This is a genomic window from Ochrobactrum sp. MYb379 (assembly GCF_037479515.1).
GTDB lineage: Bacteria > Pseudomonadota > Alphaproteobacteria > Rhizobiales > Rhizobiaceae > Brucella.
In genome coordinates, this window is the sequence record NZ_JBBGYW010000004.1 from 345,177 (window position 1) to 361,413 (window position 16,237).

Below are 16,237 nucleotides of genomic sequence, written 5' to 3' on the forward strand. Positions count from 1 at the left end.
ACCCACGACTTAAACGGCAGCTTCGAAAAGCGAAACAGAGGAGAACAATGATGCGTATCATTCAACTGGCACTGGCTACATCCACAATTCTTGGAGTTTCGATTATTCATGGCATAGCCGCACCTGCTCTTGGCCTGGTCGGTGACAAGACGCTTGTGATGTTTGACACAGATGACGGCAAAATCACGAAGACACTGGAAGTTGATGGTGTTGAAAATCTGGTTGGAATCGATTTTCGACCTGTCGATAAGACTGTTGTCGGCGTTACGGGGGATCATCGTATCGTCGCAATCAACCTCGAAAGTGGAGTGACAACAGAAATCGCCAAAATGAATACGATGTTGCCAATGGCTGGAGGGCAGGCTGTCGTTGTTGATTTCAATCCAATGGCTGATCGGCTTCGTTTCATGACTGGCACGACAAATCATCGCGTTCACCCCGATACTGGTGAAGTAACGGTCGATGGCAAGCTGGCCTATGAAAAGGGTGATGCTGGCGAGGGCACTGAAAGCAAAATTGTGGCTGCTGCTTACACCAATTCAATCGGTAAGCCTGAAAAGACAGCCATGTTCAATATCGATGCTGGCAACAAAACGCTCGTGCAGCAGACAAAGCCGAATGATGGAACGCTGAAAACAATCGGCAAGCTTGAAATCGAGGGAAGTCCGGAGATTTACGCTTTCGATATCCATGGAATGGCAGAAGGTAAGAATATGGCTTACCTTGTCGGTGACAACACGATTTACACTGTAAATCTCGAAACTGGCGCTGCCTCGAAGATAGGCACCGTTGAGAAACTGGAAAGCAATATGCGCGATGTGGCTATTTTGCCAGCATCATAATTTCCGGAATGGGGCCGGTTTCAAACCGGCCCTTTTTCTTCTTTTGCCTCATCTACAATCTGACGCTCCACTTGCTTCGCTACAACACTCAAATCTATGTCTCGCCCCGCAACCTTCTCAATGGCTGAGGTCACAAGATTGCGTGCCACATAGTCAGATTTGTGCCCCATACCTTTGATCACATAAAGTTCTGACAGGGTAATGTCTTTTGCTAGTCGTCGCGCATGTACATCAGGCGAAACAATATTATCGGTGTGGCCGGTGATTATAATTGTGGGCGCAAGGATCTGTTTGTATTTTTCATGAGCAGTTTCAGCCCATTCACATAATGCTCCGAGTTCCCGTGCATTATGTCGGAAGGAGCGGGGCCGCAATGCTTGCCATGCCTTTGTCCTGCAGATGTAGCCAGTCGGGTATTTATTCGGCGTGAAAACCGACTTCATGGCCGTTTTCAGGCTCAGAATTCCAATCGTTGGCGCTATCACCAGGCTGAATAATGTTCCAATGACAGGCAGCTGAGCCACATTGTTGTACCAGGAAATACCGCCAACCCACGGATAGGCAGCCGGCGAGAGTAAAATCAAGCCTACTACTCGTTCAGGATGACGAACAGCCAATGCAGCTGCGACCGCTCCACCGTAAGAGTGGCCTACGATGATTGCATTATCGATACCGCGTATCTGCATAAGTCTGGCTATGGCATCTGCTTGCGCATCCGGGCGAATATTTTCAGCAGGTCCCTGTTCGGATTGTCCATGTCCTGGCCGGTCTACAAAAAGCATTTGCATGTTTTGCAGGCATAGGTCCGAGAACGTAAAATATGGATCCAAAAGGCTGCAGCTGGCACCGTGAATGAATATAATTGTTGCTTCAATTGTGGAGTTGACTGGCGAAATAAGAATGCTGCTGAGCTGATAATTACCCAGATTTGTCATCATTCGGGTGCAGCGCATTAAGTTTGGATCCATGATAGCAGGGCATTTGATGTGCAGCGAAATTGATTTTAGATTTTTTATTTAATGTTCGCAAAGCGAAAAAATGCGTTAGCGCTTCTTTCTAATCGGTACCGGCTGCGCACAAGTGGCGTTGATAACAGTTGAGTTGAGCGGCTCGGCGTAAAAAACATAATAATACTAGCTATGTTGACATATGACATAAGATGCGTTTAGATCCGTGTGTAAGGCAGAGTTCATCTCCAGGAGGCCTGTTAATCAGGTGAGGTGAATTGTGCTTGGGAGGAATAAACATGAACGCATATCAAATGATGCGAACGCGTCTCGCGTGCGCTTGTTTTCTGACGGCTATGAAAAAGTCAGCGCTCGTGCGCGACATAGGATCGGCTGTCATTCTTGCTGAGGATCAGGGCTTCTTTGCGCATAGGGTTGTTTGCGCATGAAGTATGAGTTCAGCTTTGCTTTCCTTGAAAAATATTGGCCATTGCTGCTGCAAGGCACAATCGAAACAATAAAAATGTCGCTGATCGTGACGTTCTTAGGGTTTCTGTTGGGTACGCTTTGCGCCATAGCCAGCATCAGCAAATATCGCTTCTTGCGGATTATCGTGGCGATATATGTTGAGGCCATCCGCAACACGCCGCTGCTTATCCAGCTGTTTTTGGTGTATTTCGGGCTGTCTTCTCTGGGTCTGAAGTTCTCTGCGCAAGCTTCCGCGTTGATCGGTCTGACCATCAATGTTGGTGCCTATTCCAGCGAGATCATCCGTGCGGGTTTGCAGTCAATCAATAAGGGGCAGTTGGAAGCTGCCGACACGCTTGGTTTGAGCCGCTTGCAAATGCTGGCTGGCGTGATGCTCCCGCCAGCGCTGGAGCGCGTCTATCCATCGCTGGTTAGCCAATATGTTCTACTGATGCTGGCAACAAGTGTGGCGTCCCAGATTTCTGCGGAAGAACTCACGGGTGCAGCAGCGCGGATACAATCGATAACCTTCCGATCGTTTGAAGTCTATCTGGTCATTCTCGTGATTTATCTGCTGCTCTCGTTTCTTATGCGCGGCCTGTTCAAGCTTCTTGCGCTGGGCTTTTTCCCTCGCAAACGCCGTCTTGGCACCAATCTCTAGGAGGACGCAATGTTTACATCTTTCTCCTGGCTGCATGTTGAAGTTCTGCTGCAAGGACTTGTTTGGACTGTTGTTTTATCGGTCATTAGTTTTGTTTTTGGCGGGATTTTTGGGTTTGCAGTTTCTCTTGCAGGCATTTCGAAAAACAAGGCGCTGGTTCGATTGGCGGACGCTTACATTGTGCTCGTGCAGGGCACACCAGTCCTGATCCTGATGTTTCTGGTTTATTTTGGACTGCCAATCCTCAACATTGAAGTGTCGTCGCTGTTCGCGGCCAGCATCGCCATGACGATCTTCGCGAGCGCCTTTCTTGGTGCAATCTGGCGCGGCAGTTTGCAATCGGTTTCGCGCACGCAATGGGAAGCGTCCGATTGCCTTGCACTGACAGGATTGCAAGGACTGTGGTTGGTAATCGTTCCGCAGGCAGTTCGCATTGCGACACCACCTACGGTCGGTTTCATGGTGCAGATTGTGAAAAATACTTCGCTTGCATCGATCATCGGCATGGCGGAAATGACCTATATCGGCAAAGAAATTAACGCCTCCACTTTCCAGCCCTTCACCACCTATCTCGTGATTGCTTTGTTCTATTTTTGCATCTGCTTCCCACTTTCGGCGGCAAGTCGCAAATTTGAGAGGATGTATAATGTCAGCCATCGTTAAGTTTGTTGATGTCCATAAAAGCTATGGCTCGTTACCCGTCCTCAAAGGGATCAATCTTGAAATTGAAAAGGGTCAGGTCGTTGCACTTATCGGGCGCAGCGGATCAGGCAAGAGTACGGCTTTGCGCTGCGTTGATCGGCTGGAGACTATTAATAGCGGTGATATTTGGGTCTGCGATCATCATGTCAACGATCCTGAACTCAATGTGCGCTCGCTGCGTCAGGACGTGGGGATTGTCTTTCAGAGCTATAATTTGTTTCCGCACTTAACGGTCGAACAGAACATCACGCTCGCGCTTCGCTGGGTTAAAAAGCTCAACCGCACAGAGGCCAGAGAACTGGCTGAAATGGTGTTGCGTCAGGTCGGTTTGGCCGAGAAAATCGACAATTATCCTGAGCAACTTTCCGGTGGACAACAGCAACGCGTCGCGATTGCGCGCTCTTTGGCGATGAAACCAAAAGTCATGCTGTTTGATGAGGTGACATCCGCACTCGATCCAGAGCTGACAGGCGAAGTCCTCAAAGTCATTGAAGACTTGGCGCGCAATGGAATGACGATGCTGCTCGTAACGCACGAGATGGATTTTGCAAAACGGGTCGCAGACACGGTTGTGTTTATGCACCAGGGCAAGATTTGCGAACAGGGCAGCCCCGACATTCTACGCAATCCAACGACACCGGAACTGAAGAATTTCGTTGGCGCACATCACTGATGTTTGCTTTGGCGTAGAGGAGCGTCTTAGCAATTTTCAACATTTCCTGGAGGAGGAAACATGACTGTTTTTAATAGAAGAAGAATGCTTACTACACTGGGGCTTGGATTAAGCTTTGTTGCGCTTTCCTTGCAACCGTCCTTCGCTAATCAGCTCGAAAGCATTCGCGAAAAGGGTAAGCTACAAGTCGCAATCGATCTCGGAAATCCGCCCTATGCCATGCGCGATGCCAAGTTTGAGCCAACAGGCTCCGAGGTTGAGACTGCCAAATTGCTTGCCAAGGATTTGGGCGTCGAAATCGAATTTCTGACAGTGCCGACGTCAGGGCGCATTCCGTTCCTGGTCTCTGGTAAGGCTGATTTGGCTGTCTCAACTCTGTCGATCACCAAAGAGAGGCTTGAAGTGGTTGATTTTAGTGTGCCTTATGCTGAAACCGCTATCGTGGTGGCTGCACCCAAAGAATCCAATGTGAAGACATATGCCGATTTGGCAGGTTCATCGGTTGCTGTCACACGCGGCACTGTTAACGACACAAATCTCACGGAAAAGACGGCTGATGTTTCTGGCGTGCAGATCGTGCGTTTTGAAGATGATCCGACATCCAGTGCTGCGGTTACGAGTGGTCAGATGGCCATTTATGCGACCTCGCGTCCGCTTTTGTCCGAGCTGATCAAAGCCAATCCAAAGCTCGATCTCGAAGAAAAGTTTGTTGCGCAAGCTTATCCGCTTGGAATTGCGATGCGCCGCAATGAGCCACAGCTCAAGGAATGGATCGATGCCTGGGTAAAAACCAATCTCGATAACGGCAAGCTTGTCGAAATTTACGAAAAATATCACGCCGCCAAGCTTGATCCTAAAAAGCTCGCAACGATGGATTTGCCCCGATAGTCCGCCTGCGCCAGAGAGGGGCGCGAAGTCATCGCCCTCTCTGGCCCATGACGACGTTCAAAATGGCATTTCCTTACAAATATACTCGGTCGTGCAAACCGTTCTTCGGCCGAGACACGTTCAATATTAATGATTGAATTATCAGGATTTAAAATGGTCGATAAGTTCAGTGTGAAAGACAAAGTCGCGATTGTGACAGGTGGTCTTGGTCAACTGGGAACACAGTTCAGCAAGTCACTTGCTGAAGCCGGTGCAAAGGTTGCGATCTTCAGCCGTCGTCCAATCAGTGCGGATGATCTCAGTGCCAAGTTCCCGGGTCTTACAGATAATATCCGCGTTTATGTTGCAAGCGTTACCGATAAGAGCGCTTTGGAACAGGCAAGCAATCAACTGATTGAAGATTGGGGCGTACCGCATATTCTCGTAAACAATGCGGGTATTGACTCCAAGCCATCGGGTTCGGCTGATCAGAACAGCCCTTTTGAAATTTACCCGCAGGAATATTGGAACGAAATCATTGAAACCAATCTGACGGGTGTTATGCTCTGCTGTCAGGTGATTGGTTCCAAGATGGCTGATGCGAAGCGTGGAAGCATCATCAATGTTGGTTCGATTTACGGAATTGTCTCTCCCAATCAGGCACTTTATGCATATCGCGAAGCTCGCGATGGCGAACCGTTCATCAAGGCAATTTCCTATGCAGCCTCCAAGTCGGGGCTGGTCAATCTGACTCGATATCTTGGCACCTATTGGGGCACTAAAAATGTTCGCGTTAACCTGATTTCTTTTGGTGGTGTGAAGACGGCAAACTTCGACAAAGAGTTTATCGATGCCTTCCTTGAACGTGTTCCAATGCATCGTCAGGCAGAGCTCGATGAATATAACGGCGTTATTCAGTTTCTTGCCTCTGATGCATCATCCTATATGACGGGTTCAAACGTCGTCGTCGATGGAGGATTTACAGCGTGGTAGCAGAGCAGGCAAACAGCCGACAGTCCCAGAAACGTGCCATTCCGGATCGGGATAAGCTGCATGTTTCAGTCGTGGAAGACTTCGAAGCGCAGATATTGTCTGGGCAATTGGAGGTCGGTGATCGTTTGCCTGCAGAAGCGGCCATTGCTAGAGACTTTAACGTGAGCACGCGTTCGGTGCGTGAAGCACTCCAAATTCTTGAAACGAAGGGCCTTGTTCGCCGTAAGCATGGTGAACGTGCGCTGGTCGTTCGTGATGATGTTGGAGAGTTTCTCGGATCATTGGCCAAAACCGTGAAACAACTTTTCGCGAACAACTCCGATTATCTTGTGCAACTGATGGAAGTGCGCCGGATCATCGAGACAGAGGTTGTCACGCGTCTAAGCTCGGAAGAGTTGACGATCACCCAAGAGGTCGAAGATTCGCTCGCAGAAATGCGCGCGGCGGCGCAAGCCAATGATATGTCGCGATTTACCGACAGTGATGCTGCGTTCCACCGTGGACTTGTTCACTCGGTCGGCAACGAAATCCTCAATGTGGTCTACGACAATCTGTTTTCGATCATCATTGATGTCATTCGCGTGACGAGCCGCGTGCCAGACAAATCGCTTCAAGACGGTCTCGCAGAGCATGAGGAAATCTACAACCTCATCAAAGCAAGGCAGCCTGATGAAGCGCGTAATTCTATCCGCAGACAAATTGAAGAAAGCTCCCGCTACCTCAAGGTAGCCATGGACAAAGCAGCTATGAATTCAAAGGCGAAAAGCAAATGAACAAGTTCGATTATGCAGATACTGATTGGGAATCCATCAAGCGTCTATCAAAGTGGTATTCCGGCGATGTCCACGACAGCCTCGAACAACTCGGCGGCTGGGGCTATCTTGATGGCATTTCGTTGCAAGGCGTATTAGAGCCTGGCCAGGTTGTATGCGGCCCGGCAGTGACCGTACAGTTTGAACCAAGCGAACGCCGCAACCAGCCGCAGGACGCCTATCATCACGCAATTGATTGCACACCAGAGGGTGGAATTATCGTTGTCGATTCATCTTGTGCTCAGGGCTCATGTTCTGGTGAATTGATGAGCTCAGGCGCGAAAACACGCGGTGCTGCAGCGACGATTGTGAATGGAACGGTGCGAGATATCGCACAGGTTCGTGGCCTTGGTTATCCGCTGTTTGGTCGTGCACGGTCGCCTGTTTCTGTTTCGGGCAAAATGGAGCCAAAGCGCTCTCAAGTCGAAATCGAAATTGCTGGCGTTAAGATTAATCCCGGCGATGTGATTTTCGCTGATATCGATGGTGTCGTAGTTATTCCAAAAGCTATGCTGTCGAAGGTTGCAGATCAGGCAGACCAATTGGGTGCAAATGAAGCGGCCGCGCGAGATCGTATTCTTGGCGGCGAAAAATTGCAGTCGGTTTGGCCGGTTGAATCCAAATACGGCGTTTAATACGTGTAAGGCAGCTTTAGTCGCTTTGTCGCTGAAGCTGCCTAATATCTCTGATTATTGGCTGACGCCTTCTTCCGCCTTGAGTCTTGGCTTTTCTTATGCCAGCATTTGGTTGGAGGAGGAGCAATATGGTGTCGGCACTGTCGCACATCAGGGAGATTGAACGCGTCGCTATGGGCGGTGCGTCTGATCGTGATCGACCTGTCATTCAATCCTGGCTTCGTTGTCTCAACGATTATCAGCTTAATCCTGCTAGATCGCAGGAGGCTTATATCGTGCCTGACACGCTGCTGCGTGAGCATCGTGAACAGTCAGAAGAACTTATCCGGATTGGCAGAACTGGCCTTGAAGGACTTTTCCGGCAGGTTGCAGATCAGAGCTATGTCCTGTTGTTGTCGGATGCCCGCGGCGTCACCGTTGAGTTTATGGGGGATCCGACCTTTGATAACCATCTGCGCAAGGCAGGGCTTTATCTTGGATCGGAGTGGTCGGAAGATCGTGCCGGAACCTGTGCAGTGGGCGCCTGTATCGTATCGGGAAAGCCAGTCATTATTCATCAGGACGATCACTTCGATGCCTCACACATTGGATTAACCTGCACAGCCGCTCCAATTTTCGACACTCTGGGCGATCTATCGGCAGTGCTCGACATATCGCAATTGCGCTCACCCACTGCCAAAGCCAGCCAACAGCTTGCATTGCATCTCGTGGCTTCCACGGCGCGTCGCATTGAACTTGCCAATCTGATGACCCGAGCCCGCGAGGACTGGGTTCTGCGTTTGGCAAAACTGCCGGATTTCCTCGATGTTGATCCTGACGCCGCACTGACTATTGACGGCAGCGGCATGATAACCGGGATGACGCATGGCGGTTTTGGTGCTGTCGCACGTGGAATGAACCTCAATACGCTTTCGACCAAAGACTTTATTGGTCAGCCGATTTCTAACGTCTTTGATATCGATATTGATCAGCTCCCCGCGTTGATGCGGGGACGGCCTAATGGAGAGCGCTTGCTCCGGGCGCGCAATGGTCTGGCGCTGTTTGCAAGCGCCATTGCACCGGTTAGCAGTTTCCGCACGTCTTCAACCAGCATATCCGTGCGATTGCCTGCCGCTTTGCGACAGTTGAGTTTTGGCGACCCAGCTATGGAGGCTTTACAGGGCCGCGCTGCCAAATTGGCGGATCGACATATTCCCATTCTCATCAAGGGTGAAACCGGCAGCGGTAAGGAATATCTGGCGCGTGCCATTCATGATAGCAGCGCGAAACCAGGTCCGTTCATTGCGGTTAATTGCGCGGCAATTCCGGAGCAACTGATCGAATCTGAGTTGTTCGGCTATGTTCCCGGTGCCTTTACCGGCGCCATGCAAAAGGGCAAAATCGGGCTTATCGAGGCAGCCAATGGCGGCACGCTGTTTCTGGACGAGATTGGCGATATGCCGCTTATCCTGCAAAGCCGTCTGCTGCGCGTGCTCTCAGAAAACGAAATTCAGCCTGTCGGCGCGCTGAAACCGAAGCCAGTCAAATTTCGGCTTTTGTCGGCATCGCATCGTGATCTCGCAACGCTTGCTGCCGAAGGCCGTTTTCGCGAAGATTTGCTCTATCGGCTCAATGCTGCGACACTGTCGTTGCCGTCGCTGCGGCAAAGACAGGATTTCGACAAACTGGTCGATCACCTTCTTAGTCGTATTGGAGAAGAAGAGGGTGAGACGATCACGATTGATCGCATGGCGAATGCGAAACTTGCAGCCTATAGCTGGCCCGGAAATCTGCGCGAGTTGGACAATACGTTGCGTGTTGCAGCCGCAATTGCAACAGATGCAACAATCACTACCGACTGTCTGCCCGATCATTTTCAGACAGATATTTTGATGGGAAATGACCAACAAACATTGCGCAATCAGCTTGATGCATGCGGTAACAATATCTCGGCGCTTGCGCGCAAACTTGGCGTTAATCGGTCGACGATCCATCGCCGGCTGAAACAGACCCACTGATGCTGCAACAGTTGCAACACCTGTTGCAGAAAGCGTGTTGCATCGGTTTTAGTTCCCAATTTATTGCCAAATAAAATGAATAAAAATCAATAGCTTATTGTTTAAGGTAAAACTGGCATACCGCTTGCTTTTCTTCTCTCGCAAATGGAGGAGAAATATATGCGTGCGTTGCGCTTTTATGCTGCCAAGGATCTGCGCGTTGAAGACGTGCCAGCGCCAGTGGATCTTAGCCCGGATCAGGTTTTAATCGAAAACCACTTCTGTGGTATCTGTGGGACCGATCTGCACGAATATGCCTATGGTCCAATTTTCATTCCGACCGAACCGCATCCCTTTACAAAAGCAAGCGGTCCGCAGATTTTGGGCCATGAGTTTGGTGGCGTGGTCAAAGCTGTGGGTTCTGATGTCAGCCATGTCAAAATTGGCGACCGCGTATCGGTACAGCCGCTCATCATGCCAAGGGCAGGGGATTATTTTGCTGATCGTGGTCTTTATCACTTAAGTACGAGTCTGGCGCTTGCGGGGCTGTCATGGCATTCGGGCGGCATGGCCCAACAGGCTGTGTTGAACAGCTATAATGTCCAACCTATCCCTGACGATCTCAGCGATGAAGAGGCGGCTCTCATCGAGCCAACGGCCGTTGCTGTTTACGCCTGTGACCGTGGCGGCGTTACGGCTGGCAACAGCGTGCTTGTCACGGGCGCTGGTCCGATTGGTATTCTGGTGGCAATGGCGGCAAAGGCTGCGGGCGCGTCGCAGATATTCCTATCCGATCTCAACGAAACACGATTGCAGCTTGCGCGCGAAAAGCTGGGGGATATTCGCACCATCAACCCGAAATCGAAAAATGTCGGCGATGTGGTTCGTGCGGAAACCGAAGGCAATGTCGGTTGTGATGTGGCCATCGAATGCGTCGGCAATGAACATGCTTTGAAGAACTGCACCGATGCCGTTCGCAAACAGGGCGTCGTGGTGCAGACCGGATTGCACCCGCATGAGAACCCGCTCAACTGGTTTGATGTCACGTTCAAGGATATCGATATTCGTGGTTCCTGGGCCTATCCCACACATTACTGGCCGCGCGTCGCAAGGCTGATCGCCAGTGGTCAAATCCCGGCAAAGAACATTGTTACCAAGACAATCGCGCTGGAGGACGCTGTTGCCGAAGGTTTCGACCGCTTGCTCGACCCGGCGGGAACCCAGCTTAAAATATTGATCGATTTGAAAAGGTAACGCATTTCACTGCCGGGCTTGGGAGAGCCCAGCATCAACATCTATGGGAGGAAATTGCAATGTTAGAGAAAACACCAAACGTCCGTGTGCAGGCCTTTCTCGATAAGTTCGGCGCAGCACTGGAAGCAGGGCAGATTGATGAAGCTGTTTCGATGTTTGCCGATGATTGTTACTGGCGCGATCTGGTTGCCTTCACCTGGAATATCAAGACGGTCGAGGGGCATGATCAGGTGCGCGACATGCTGCAATCGCAATTGCAGCTGGTAAAGCCGACACAATGGCTTGTTGCACCGGGTGAAGCGGCAACAGATGCCGATGGCGTGACCGAAAGCTGGATCTCTTTTGAAACCGAAGTCGCACGCGGCTACGGGCTTATTCGCCTGAAGGGTGGCAAGATATGGACCCTTCTGACTGTCATGTCGGAATTAAAGGGCCATGAGGAGAAATCCGGCTTCACCCGCCCGCTGGGGGCAAAGCACGGTCAGGAACTGGGTGCAAAGACATGGAAGGAAGAGCGCGAGGAGGAAGAACGTACGCTTGGTTATGAAACACAGCCCTATGTGCTGGTGATTGGCGGCGGGCAGGGCGGTATTGCGCTTGGCGCACGTCTGCGTCAGCTCGGTGTGCCGACAATCATTGTTGAGCGCAATGAGCGTCCCGGCGATTCATGGCGCAAGCGCTACAAGTCGCTCTGTCTGCATGATCCGGTCTGGTATGATCATCTGCCTTATATCGATTTTCCAAAAAACTGGCCGGTTTTTGCACCGAAAGATAAGATTGGCGACTGGCTGGAGTTCTACACCAGGGTAATGGAACTCAATTACTGGACGCGTTCCACGGTCAAGTCCGCGACATGGGATGAAGGCAATAGGGAGTGGTCTGTCGTCATCGACCGGGATGGCGAAGAAGTCACGCTACGCCCCAAACAACTGGTTTTTGCAACCGGAATGTCGGGCAAGGCGAATATTCCGAGCCTCAAAGGGCAGGACCGATTCAAAGGTGAGCAGCAGCATTCTTCTCGCCATCCTGGACCGGACGGCTACAAAGGCAAGAAGGTCGTTGTCATCGGGTCGAACAATTCGGCGCATGATATTTGCGCAGCACTTTGCGAAGCTGGCGTTGATGTGACCATGGTGCAGCGCTCATCCACGCATATTGTTCGCTCCGAACCACTAATGAAGCATGGTTTGGGCGCGCTTTATTCAGAAGAAGCCCTGCAGAATGGCGTCACCACCGCCAAGGCTGATCTGATCTTCGCGTCGCTGCCTTATCGTATCATGCATGAATTCCAGATACCCATCTATGACAAGATCCGTGAGATCGATGCAGATTTCTATGCGGCACTTGAGAGGGCTGGTTTCCAGTTGGATTTCGGTTCCGATGGTTCCGGGCTGTTTCTCAAATATCTGCGGCGCGGTTCCGGCTATTATATCGATATCGGTGCTTCACAGCTCATTATTGACGGCAAGATCAAGCTTGCCTCTGGTCAAATTGATGAGATCACAGAAAACGGTGTCAGGCTAGCCAATGGTACGGAGTTGCCAGCGGACCTCATTGTCTATGCGACCGGCTACGGCTCCATGAATGGTTGGGTTGAAGATATCATCGACAAGGAGACTGCGGACAAGGTTGGTAAGGTTTGGGGCTTGGGGTCGGACACGCCAAAAGATCCCGGACCATGGGAAGGCGAACAACGCAATATGTGGAAGCCGACCCAGCAGGAGGCGTTATGGTTCCATGGTGGCAACCTGCACCAGTCACGACACTATTCGCAGTATCTTTCGCTTCAGCTTAAAGCCCGTATGGAGGGAATAAATACGCCGGTCTATGAACTTCAAGCTGTCCATCATACGCATTAAAAGCAGGACTTGCGCGCGTTCTTATGAACGCGCGCACTCAAGCAGTTTTGTCTTGAACTTCAACCCGTTTCAATTTTCATAGTGGTTGAACCTGAGTTGTCCTAACCTTTTATAAATTGGCAGGAGTAGGTGGAGAAGCTATCTCAGATTCACCATTTAAGCTGTATTAAAGTTTATCTGCCCCCTGAAAAGTAAACCCTTTTAAAGTATGGTTTATTCATCAGAACTGGACATTCAGCTAGCAACCCCATTTCCGGTCATCAGAAATGATCCGTTACGGCATTTTCAGATAAAGGAATATACTTCACTTCTGATTAGTGGTTTCCCTCTTTTGTAGTTCAATAAAAGCTAACAGATCACTATATTTATAACGAAATGCTTTGCCTTGAACGTCCCGCAGGCATTGCCGCTGAACAGGCTGGTTTTGGCAATCGCGAAACCGCCCGCCAGGCAAAAGCCGGCGTAGTAAAAAGCACGCGAGAGTTGGTGCAGGCCATGGATGAAGGAAGGGTCAGCATCAGCAATGCTGCCGCATCGACGAAATTGCCGGAAGACGTACAGCTATCGGCACTCGGTACGGAGGAGCCTAACAAATCACTTCGAGAAGCTGTTCTAGCTGTAGCATCGATGCGACCGCAGGTGTCATCCAATCGAAAACCGATTTAAAAACCTGACGCCGGGTTTAACGCACTTGCGTCTGTAACTGGCGCCTGTGACAGCTTTCTGGCTCTGGCACACAGGCAGGCTCAAGCTGAAGAGGGTGGCGGCGTGACGTGGTTTGCAACCATAAAGGCACGCATGACAAATTCCGCCGTGGCAATCGCTGCGGCGCGGGCCGTCCTTGTCAGCGCGTATCTCAAAGGAGGGTCTGAAAGTAAATCAGCACAGACCGCGCGCGACGCACGATCCGCAACCAAAGCACGGAAGATAGAAAATGAAGTCAGCTGTCGTGATTACAGCGCTGTTGACGCTCGGCTTGCTAAGTGGATGCGCGACAAGCGGTAATTACTGTGATGTGGCGCCGGCGATCTATGCCAGCCACGATGACACCTCAGAAACCAAGCGCCAGATACTGGGCGAGAATGAGAAAATGGAAAAGCTGTGCGGGGTACGGCTTTCAGGCTAGTTGGCCATAGGCTGAGTAACTCCGGGGACTTGTTCTCTTGGCAATGAGGTTCGTCCCTCTTCGTACCGCATGATCAATACGATAGCAGCTAAGGCCACAATTACCGGCACTGCGATGCATAAAACGCGTAGCACTGCGCCGACAATTTCTCCAATCAAACTATTCGATACCTGTCTCATGCTGCAATCATATCAGCAAAGACGTTAAGCGAACACAAAGGGGCACATTAACTATGTTTAATCTCAAGAGACCCGAAGCATGACCGGAACAGAAATCATGGGCGTCGTCGGCTTCATCGTGATGTTGTTCGGTTTTCTCTTTGGCCTTTGGAAAGACATCGAAGGCCACATCAAGACTGTGTGCTCGGGGTGCGGAGCGAAAGCTGACGCAGCCACAGCACTTGCCGCTCTGACGCGGCAGGAGCTGTCAGACTATAAGCTGCGTGCGGCCGAAACGTTCGCCACGAAGGCTGGGATGCAGGAGCAGACCTCGCAGATTATGCGCGCCATCGAAAGCTTCGCAAACTGCATCGATGGGTTGACCGAGCGCATGGATCGGGTGTTTGAGCAAAAGACGACGCGGCCTCGGTCATAATTCTTTGGCCTTGAGCCATACCCTTGAGAAGTTTAAGCACTACATAAGCTCCTAGGACCAATTGGTGTTCTGGGAGATACATCATGCAGCATAGAATCCATGAGAATATGGAAGTAATCGGCGCTGACGGCGTCCACATTGGAACGGTTGATCATCTTGAGGGTGACCGTATCAAGCTGAAGAAAACCGATAATTCGGCGGCTCACCAAGATCACCACCATTATATCGATATTGGATTTGTCGCTGATATTGAAAGCGATAAGCAGGTTCGACTATCTGCGAATGCAGATGTTGCCGTCACACTCGAAGAAGAAGAATCTGGCAAGCCTGTCGATCTCTAATATTTTATCAAAGTTTGTCGTTTTGGAGCGGTCTTCGGGCCGCTCTTAAGCTGCGGCTGCAGCGTTGACACTATGAGACGGTGATTTATTAGGCCCTGAAAACGGCTTTCTCTTTGGCTTAGGCAGCAATCCTTCACGTTGTGCTTTTTTCTTCGCTTCTTTTCTGGCCCTGCCTATGGCGGCTTCCTTTTCGCGAATTCGTTTTTCTGAAGGCTTTTCGAATGCTCGGCGGGCCTTCATCTCACGGAAAACACCCTCACGTTGTAATTTCTTTTTCAAAACACGTAGGGCTTGGTCAATGTTATTGTCTCGAACGAGAACTTGCATAATGGCTCCTAACGTCTAGCTCCGGAAGATGAATCACGGGCTATTCTCGCTGCCCTCAACCGATCCGTCTTCGCGGAGCTCGCTGTTTTTTCTTCATTAAGAATTGACTTAGCTGTGTGATCAGTTCGCGACTTGAGCACATCGGGGTTCGTGTTAAGTCGCTTAAAAAGAGTATCTTTTGTGTATTCGGTTATCATGGCGACGTTCTCCAACTATAAAATAAAGCCTATGACTAACGTGCTCGGCTTTTTGAACAACCGCCAGCAGTTCGTCTCAAAACGTTTGAAAGCTTTGACCAATCGCGCGGCAAAGCAATGCGCTTTGAGATGTTCCCCATTAAGTGGGGATGCTCCAAAGGCGAAATATTAATTTTACTGGGTTGTTTCATGAGGTTTCGTGACTTGTCTTGTTGGTGTTCCATAAGAGCCTCTCTGTAAAATTTATTAATTCAATAAGCACGCATATCGAAAAGGGCCGAGCGTGCACTCGACCCTTTAAAAGTAAACTTCTTTCAACAGTGCCAGTACATCCGTGGTCAAAGGAAAGGAGAAAACCTATTTAAGCAGCCTGCAGGTTGCAGGCAGACATCTTGCCCGACTTCATGTCCCGTTCCATATCGTAGCCTATCTTCTGGCCTTCGACGATTTCGCGCATTCCGGCGCGCTCAACGGCAGAAATATGAACGAAGGCATCTGCGCCACCGTTGTCAGGCTGAATGAAACCAAAGCCCTTTGTGGAGTTAAACCATTTAACTGTTCCAGTGGTCATAATAAACCCTTTCATAGAAGTATAGATAGCAGCACGCAGTTGCGTGAAGCAAAGTTATAACGAATTTTAAAAAGGGGTCCGTTCAGGGCGCAGTGCTAAAAGCGCAATAAAGCAAAACTCATCAAGAAAATATCGATAATTAATACTTAATGGGTTATCTTGGATTTGTCAAATTATATTTATTTTTATACAAAAAATACGGACGCGATCTAATTTTTTTACAGATATTTGTTCAAGAATTATTTAGAAATTACAATAGACGATCTTTCGAAATGTTCAGGTAGCCGAGGTATTTGTCAATCGGCGAATTAGGGAATTTCTGGCGCTGCTTCGGCGCAAACCTTTTGACGTCCCTTTCACTACCACCACAATGATAAATTGCGGGCCGTCAT

The 16,237-nt window shown here is 50.0% G+C and carries 19 protein-coding genes; 16 read left to right on the forward strand and 3 right to left on the reverse strand.

Annotated elements, in window-relative coordinates; translation table 11 throughout:
* Nucleotides 1-50: 50 nt before the first annotated feature.
* Nucleotides 51-842 (forward strand): DUF4394 domain-containing protein, encoded by a 792-nt coding sequence (locus tag WH356_RS11560; RefSeq protein ID WP_339511189.1) that lies wholly within the window; start codon nucleotides 51-53, stop codon nucleotides 840-842.
* A gap of 20 nt (nucleotides 843-862) precedes the next feature.
* Here WH356_RS11560 and WH356_RS11565 read toward each other — a convergent pair whose 3' ends face one another.
* Nucleotides 863-1,780: an alpha/beta fold hydrolase gene (locus WH356_RS11565; RefSeq protein ID WP_339510874.1), complete on the reverse strand. Its 918-nt coding sequence runs from the start codon at nucleotides 1,778-1,780 to the stop codon at nucleotides 863-865.
* A gap of 308 nt (nucleotides 1,781-2,088) precedes the next feature.
* Here WH356_RS11565 and WH356_RS11570 point away from each other — a divergent pair, with 308 nt between their 5' ends.
* The 15 genes from WH356_RS11570 (at nucleotide 2,089) to WH356_RS11640 (ending at nucleotide 14,750) form a co-directional block, all read left to right on the forward strand.
* Nucleotides 2,089-2,238, forward strand: a complete 150-nt coding sequence (locus tag WH356_RS11570) for a hypothetical protein (RefSeq protein ID WP_339510876.1) — start codon at nucleotides 2,089-2,091, stop codon at nucleotides 2,236-2,238.
* Nucleotides 2,235-2,918, forward strand: coding sequence for an amino acid ABC transporter permease (locus tag WH356_RS11575; RefSeq protein ID WP_339510878.1), 684 nt, complete (start codon nucleotides 2,235-2,237; stop codon nucleotides 2,916-2,918). Before WH356_RS11570 ends, WH356_RS11575 begins: the two co-directional genes overlap by 4 nt.
* A gap of 9 nt (nucleotides 2,919-2,927) precedes the next feature.
* Nucleotides 2,928-3,581 (forward strand): amino acid ABC transporter permease, encoded by a 654-nt coding sequence (locus WH356_RS11580; RefSeq protein ID WP_339510880.1) that lies wholly within the window; start codon nucleotides 2,928-2,930, stop codon nucleotides 3,579-3,581.
* A complete protein-coding gene (locus WH356_RS11585) occupies nucleotides 3,565-4,293 on the forward strand; it encodes an amino acid ABC transporter ATP-binding protein (RefSeq protein ID WP_339510882.1) in 729 nt (242 codons plus the stop codon). The genes WH356_RS11580 and WH356_RS11585 overlap by 17 nt, the downstream gene beginning before the upstream one ends.
* Before the next feature lie 60 nt (nucleotides 4,294-4,353).
* Nucleotides 4,354-5,181, forward strand: a complete 828-nt coding sequence (locus WH356_RS11590) for a transporter substrate-binding domain-containing protein (protein ID WP_339510884.1) — start codon at nucleotides 4,354-4,356, stop codon at nucleotides 5,179-5,181.
* A gap of 153 nt (nucleotides 5,182-5,334) precedes the next feature.
* Nucleotides 5,335-6,153 carry an SDR family oxidoreductase gene (locus tag WH356_RS11595; protein WP_339510886.1) on the forward strand — a complete coding sequence of 273 codons (819 nt, stop codon included), beginning with the start codon at nucleotides 5,335-5,337 and terminating at the stop codon, nucleotides 6,151-6,153.
* A complete protein-coding gene (locus WH356_RS11600) occupies nucleotides 6,147-6,926 on the forward strand; it encodes a FadR/GntR family transcriptional regulator (RefSeq protein WP_339510888.1) in 780 nt (259 codons plus the stop codon). The genes WH356_RS11595 and WH356_RS11600 overlap by 7 nt, the downstream gene beginning before the upstream one ends.
* Nucleotides 6,923-7,600: an RraA family protein gene (locus tag WH356_RS11605; protein WP_339510890.1), complete on the forward strand. Its 678-nt coding sequence runs from the start codon at nucleotides 6,923-6,925 to the stop codon at nucleotides 7,598-7,600. Before WH356_RS11600 ends, WH356_RS11605 begins: the two co-directional genes overlap by 4 nt.
* Nucleotides 7,601-7,728: 128 nt before the next feature.
* Nucleotides 7,729-9,597 (forward strand): sigma-54-dependent Fis family transcriptional regulator, encoded by a 1,869-nt coding sequence (locus WH356_RS11610; RefSeq protein ID WP_339510892.1) that lies wholly within the window; start codon nucleotides 7,729-7,731, stop codon nucleotides 9,595-9,597.
* 159 nt (nucleotides 9,598-9,756) lie between these two features.
* Nucleotides 9,757-10,830 (forward strand): 2,3-butanediol dehydrogenase, encoded by a 1,074-nt coding sequence (locus WH356_RS11615; RefSeq protein WP_339510894.1) that lies wholly within the window; start codon nucleotides 9,757-9,759, stop codon nucleotides 10,828-10,830.
* A 59-nt stretch (nucleotides 10,831-10,889) separates the two neighbouring features.
* Nucleotides 10,890-12,689, forward strand: a complete 1,800-nt coding sequence (locus WH356_RS11620; RefSeq protein ID WP_339510896.1) for an NAD(P)/FAD-dependent oxidoreductase — start codon at nucleotides 10,890-10,892, stop codon at nucleotides 12,687-12,689.
* Between the two features lie 375 nt (nucleotides 12,690-13,064).
* The gene (locus tag WH356_RS11625; protein WP_339510898.1) at nucleotides 13,065-13,355 is read left to right on the forward strand and encodes a hypothetical protein; all 291 of its coding nucleotides are present in this window, start codon (nucleotides 13,065-13,067) and stop codon (nucleotides 13,353-13,355) included.
* A 268-nt stretch (nucleotides 13,356-13,623) separates the two neighbouring features.
* Nucleotides 13,624-13,815, forward strand: coding sequence for a hypothetical protein (locus WH356_RS11630; RefSeq protein WP_339510900.1), 192 nt, complete (start codon nucleotides 13,624-13,626; stop codon nucleotides 13,813-13,815).
* Nucleotides 13,816-14,073: 258 nt separating this feature from the next.
* A complete protein-coding gene (locus tag WH356_RS11635; protein ID WP_339510902.1) occupies nucleotides 14,074-14,409 on the forward strand; it encodes a hypothetical protein in 336 nt (111 codons plus the stop codon).
* An 83-nt stretch (nucleotides 14,410-14,492) separates the two neighbouring features.
* Nucleotides 14,493-14,750 (forward strand): DUF2171 domain-containing protein, encoded by a 258-nt coding sequence (locus tag WH356_RS11640; RefSeq protein WP_339510904.1) that lies wholly within the window; start codon nucleotides 14,493-14,495, stop codon nucleotides 14,748-14,750.
* Between the two features lie 45 nt (nucleotides 14,751-14,795).
* Here WH356_RS11640 and rpsU read toward each other — a convergent pair whose 3' ends face one another.
* Together rpsU and WH356_RS11650 are read right to left on the reverse strand one after the other, a co-directional pair.
* On the reverse strand, nucleotides 14,796-15,077 hold the full coding sequence (gene rpsU / locus WH356_RS11645; RefSeq protein WP_339510906.1) for a 30S ribosomal protein S21: 282 nt from the start codon (nucleotides 15,075-15,077) through the stop codon (nucleotides 14,796-14,798).
* A gap of 558 nt (nucleotides 15,078-15,635) precedes the next feature.
* Nucleotides 15,636-15,845 carry a cold-shock protein gene (locus WH356_RS11650; protein WP_094507679.1) on the reverse strand — a complete coding sequence of 70 codons (210 nt, stop codon included), beginning with the start codon at nucleotides 15,843-15,845 and terminating at the stop codon, nucleotides 15,636-15,638.
* Between the last annotated feature and the right edge of the window lie 392 nt (nucleotides 15,846-16,237).

What these genes read in the sequence shown, in the direction of transcription:
- WH356_RS11630 (WP_339510900.1), top strand. Translation starts at nt 13,624, where the DNA reads ATGAAGTCAGCTGTCGTGATTACAGCGCTGTTGACGCTCGGCTTGCTA.
- WH356_RS11585 (WP_339510882.1), top strand. Translation starts at nt 3,565, where the DNA reads ATGTCAGCCATCGTTAAGTTTGTTGATGTCCATAAAAGCTATGGCTCG.
- WH356_RS11560 (WP_339511189.1), top strand. Translation starts at nt 51, where the DNA reads ATGCGTATCATTCAACTGGCACTGGCTACATCCACAATTCTTGGAGTT.
- WH356_RS11580 (WP_339510880.1), top strand. Translation starts at nt 2,928, where the DNA reads ATGTTTACATCTTTCTCCTGGCTGCATGTTGAAGTTCTGCTGCAAGGA.
- WH356_RS11605 (WP_339510890.1), top strand. Translation starts at nt 6,923, where the DNA reads ATGAACAAGTTCGATTATGCAGATACTGATTGGGAATCCATCAAGCGT.
- WH356_RS11620 (WP_339510896.1), top strand. Translation starts at nt 10,890, where the DNA reads ATGTTAGAGAAAACACCAAACGTCCGTGTGCAGGCCTTTCTCGATAAG.
- WH356_RS11640 (WP_339510904.1), top strand. Translation starts at nt 14,493, where the DNA reads ATGCAGCATAGAATCCATGAGAATATGGAAGTAATCGGCGCTGACGGC.
- WH356_RS11590 (WP_339510884.1), top strand. Translation starts at nt 4,354, where the DNA reads ATGACTGTTTTTAATAGAAGAAGAATGCTTACTACACTGGGGCTTGGA.
- rpsU (WP_339510906.1), bottom strand. Translation starts at nt 15,077, where the DNA reads ATGCAAGTTCTCGTTCGAGACAATAACATTGACCAAGCCCTACGTGTT.
- WH356_RS11615 (WP_339510894.1), top strand. Translation starts at nt 9,757, where the DNA reads ATGCGTGCGTTGCGCTTTTATGCTGCCAAGGATCTGCGCGTTGAAGAC.
- WH356_RS11575 (WP_339510878.1), top strand. Translation starts at nt 2,235, where the DNA reads ATGAAGTATGAGTTCAGCTTTGCTTTCCTTGAAAAATATTGGCCATTG.
- WH356_RS11565 (WP_339510874.1), bottom strand. Translation starts at nt 1,780, where the DNA reads ATGATGACAAATCTGGGTAATTATCAGCTCAGCAGCATTCTTATTTCG.
- WH356_RS11570 (WP_339510876.1), top strand. Translation starts at nt 2,089, where the DNA reads ATGAACGCATATCAAATGATGCGAACGCGTCTCGCGTGCGCTTGTTTT.
- WH356_RS11595 (WP_339510886.1), top strand. Translation starts at nt 5,335, where the DNA reads ATGGTCGATAAGTTCAGTGTGAAAGACAAAGTCGCGATTGTGACAGGT.
- WH356_RS11610 (WP_339510892.1), top strand. Translation starts at nt 7,729, where the DNA reads ATGGTGTCGGCACTGTCGCACATCAGGGAGATTGAACGCGTCGCTATG.
- WH356_RS11635 (WP_339510902.1), top strand. Translation starts at nt 14,074, where the DNA reads ATGACCGGAACAGAAATCATGGGCGTCGTCGGCTTCATCGTGATGTTG.
- WH356_RS11650 (WP_094507679.1), bottom strand. Translation starts at nt 15,845, where the DNA reads ATGACCACTGGAACAGTTAAATGGTTTAACTCCACAAAGGGCTTTGGT.
- WH356_RS11625 (WP_339510898.1), top strand. Translation starts at nt 13,065, where the DNA reads ATGCTTTGCCTTGAACGTCCCGCAGGCATTGCCGCTGAACAGGCTGGT.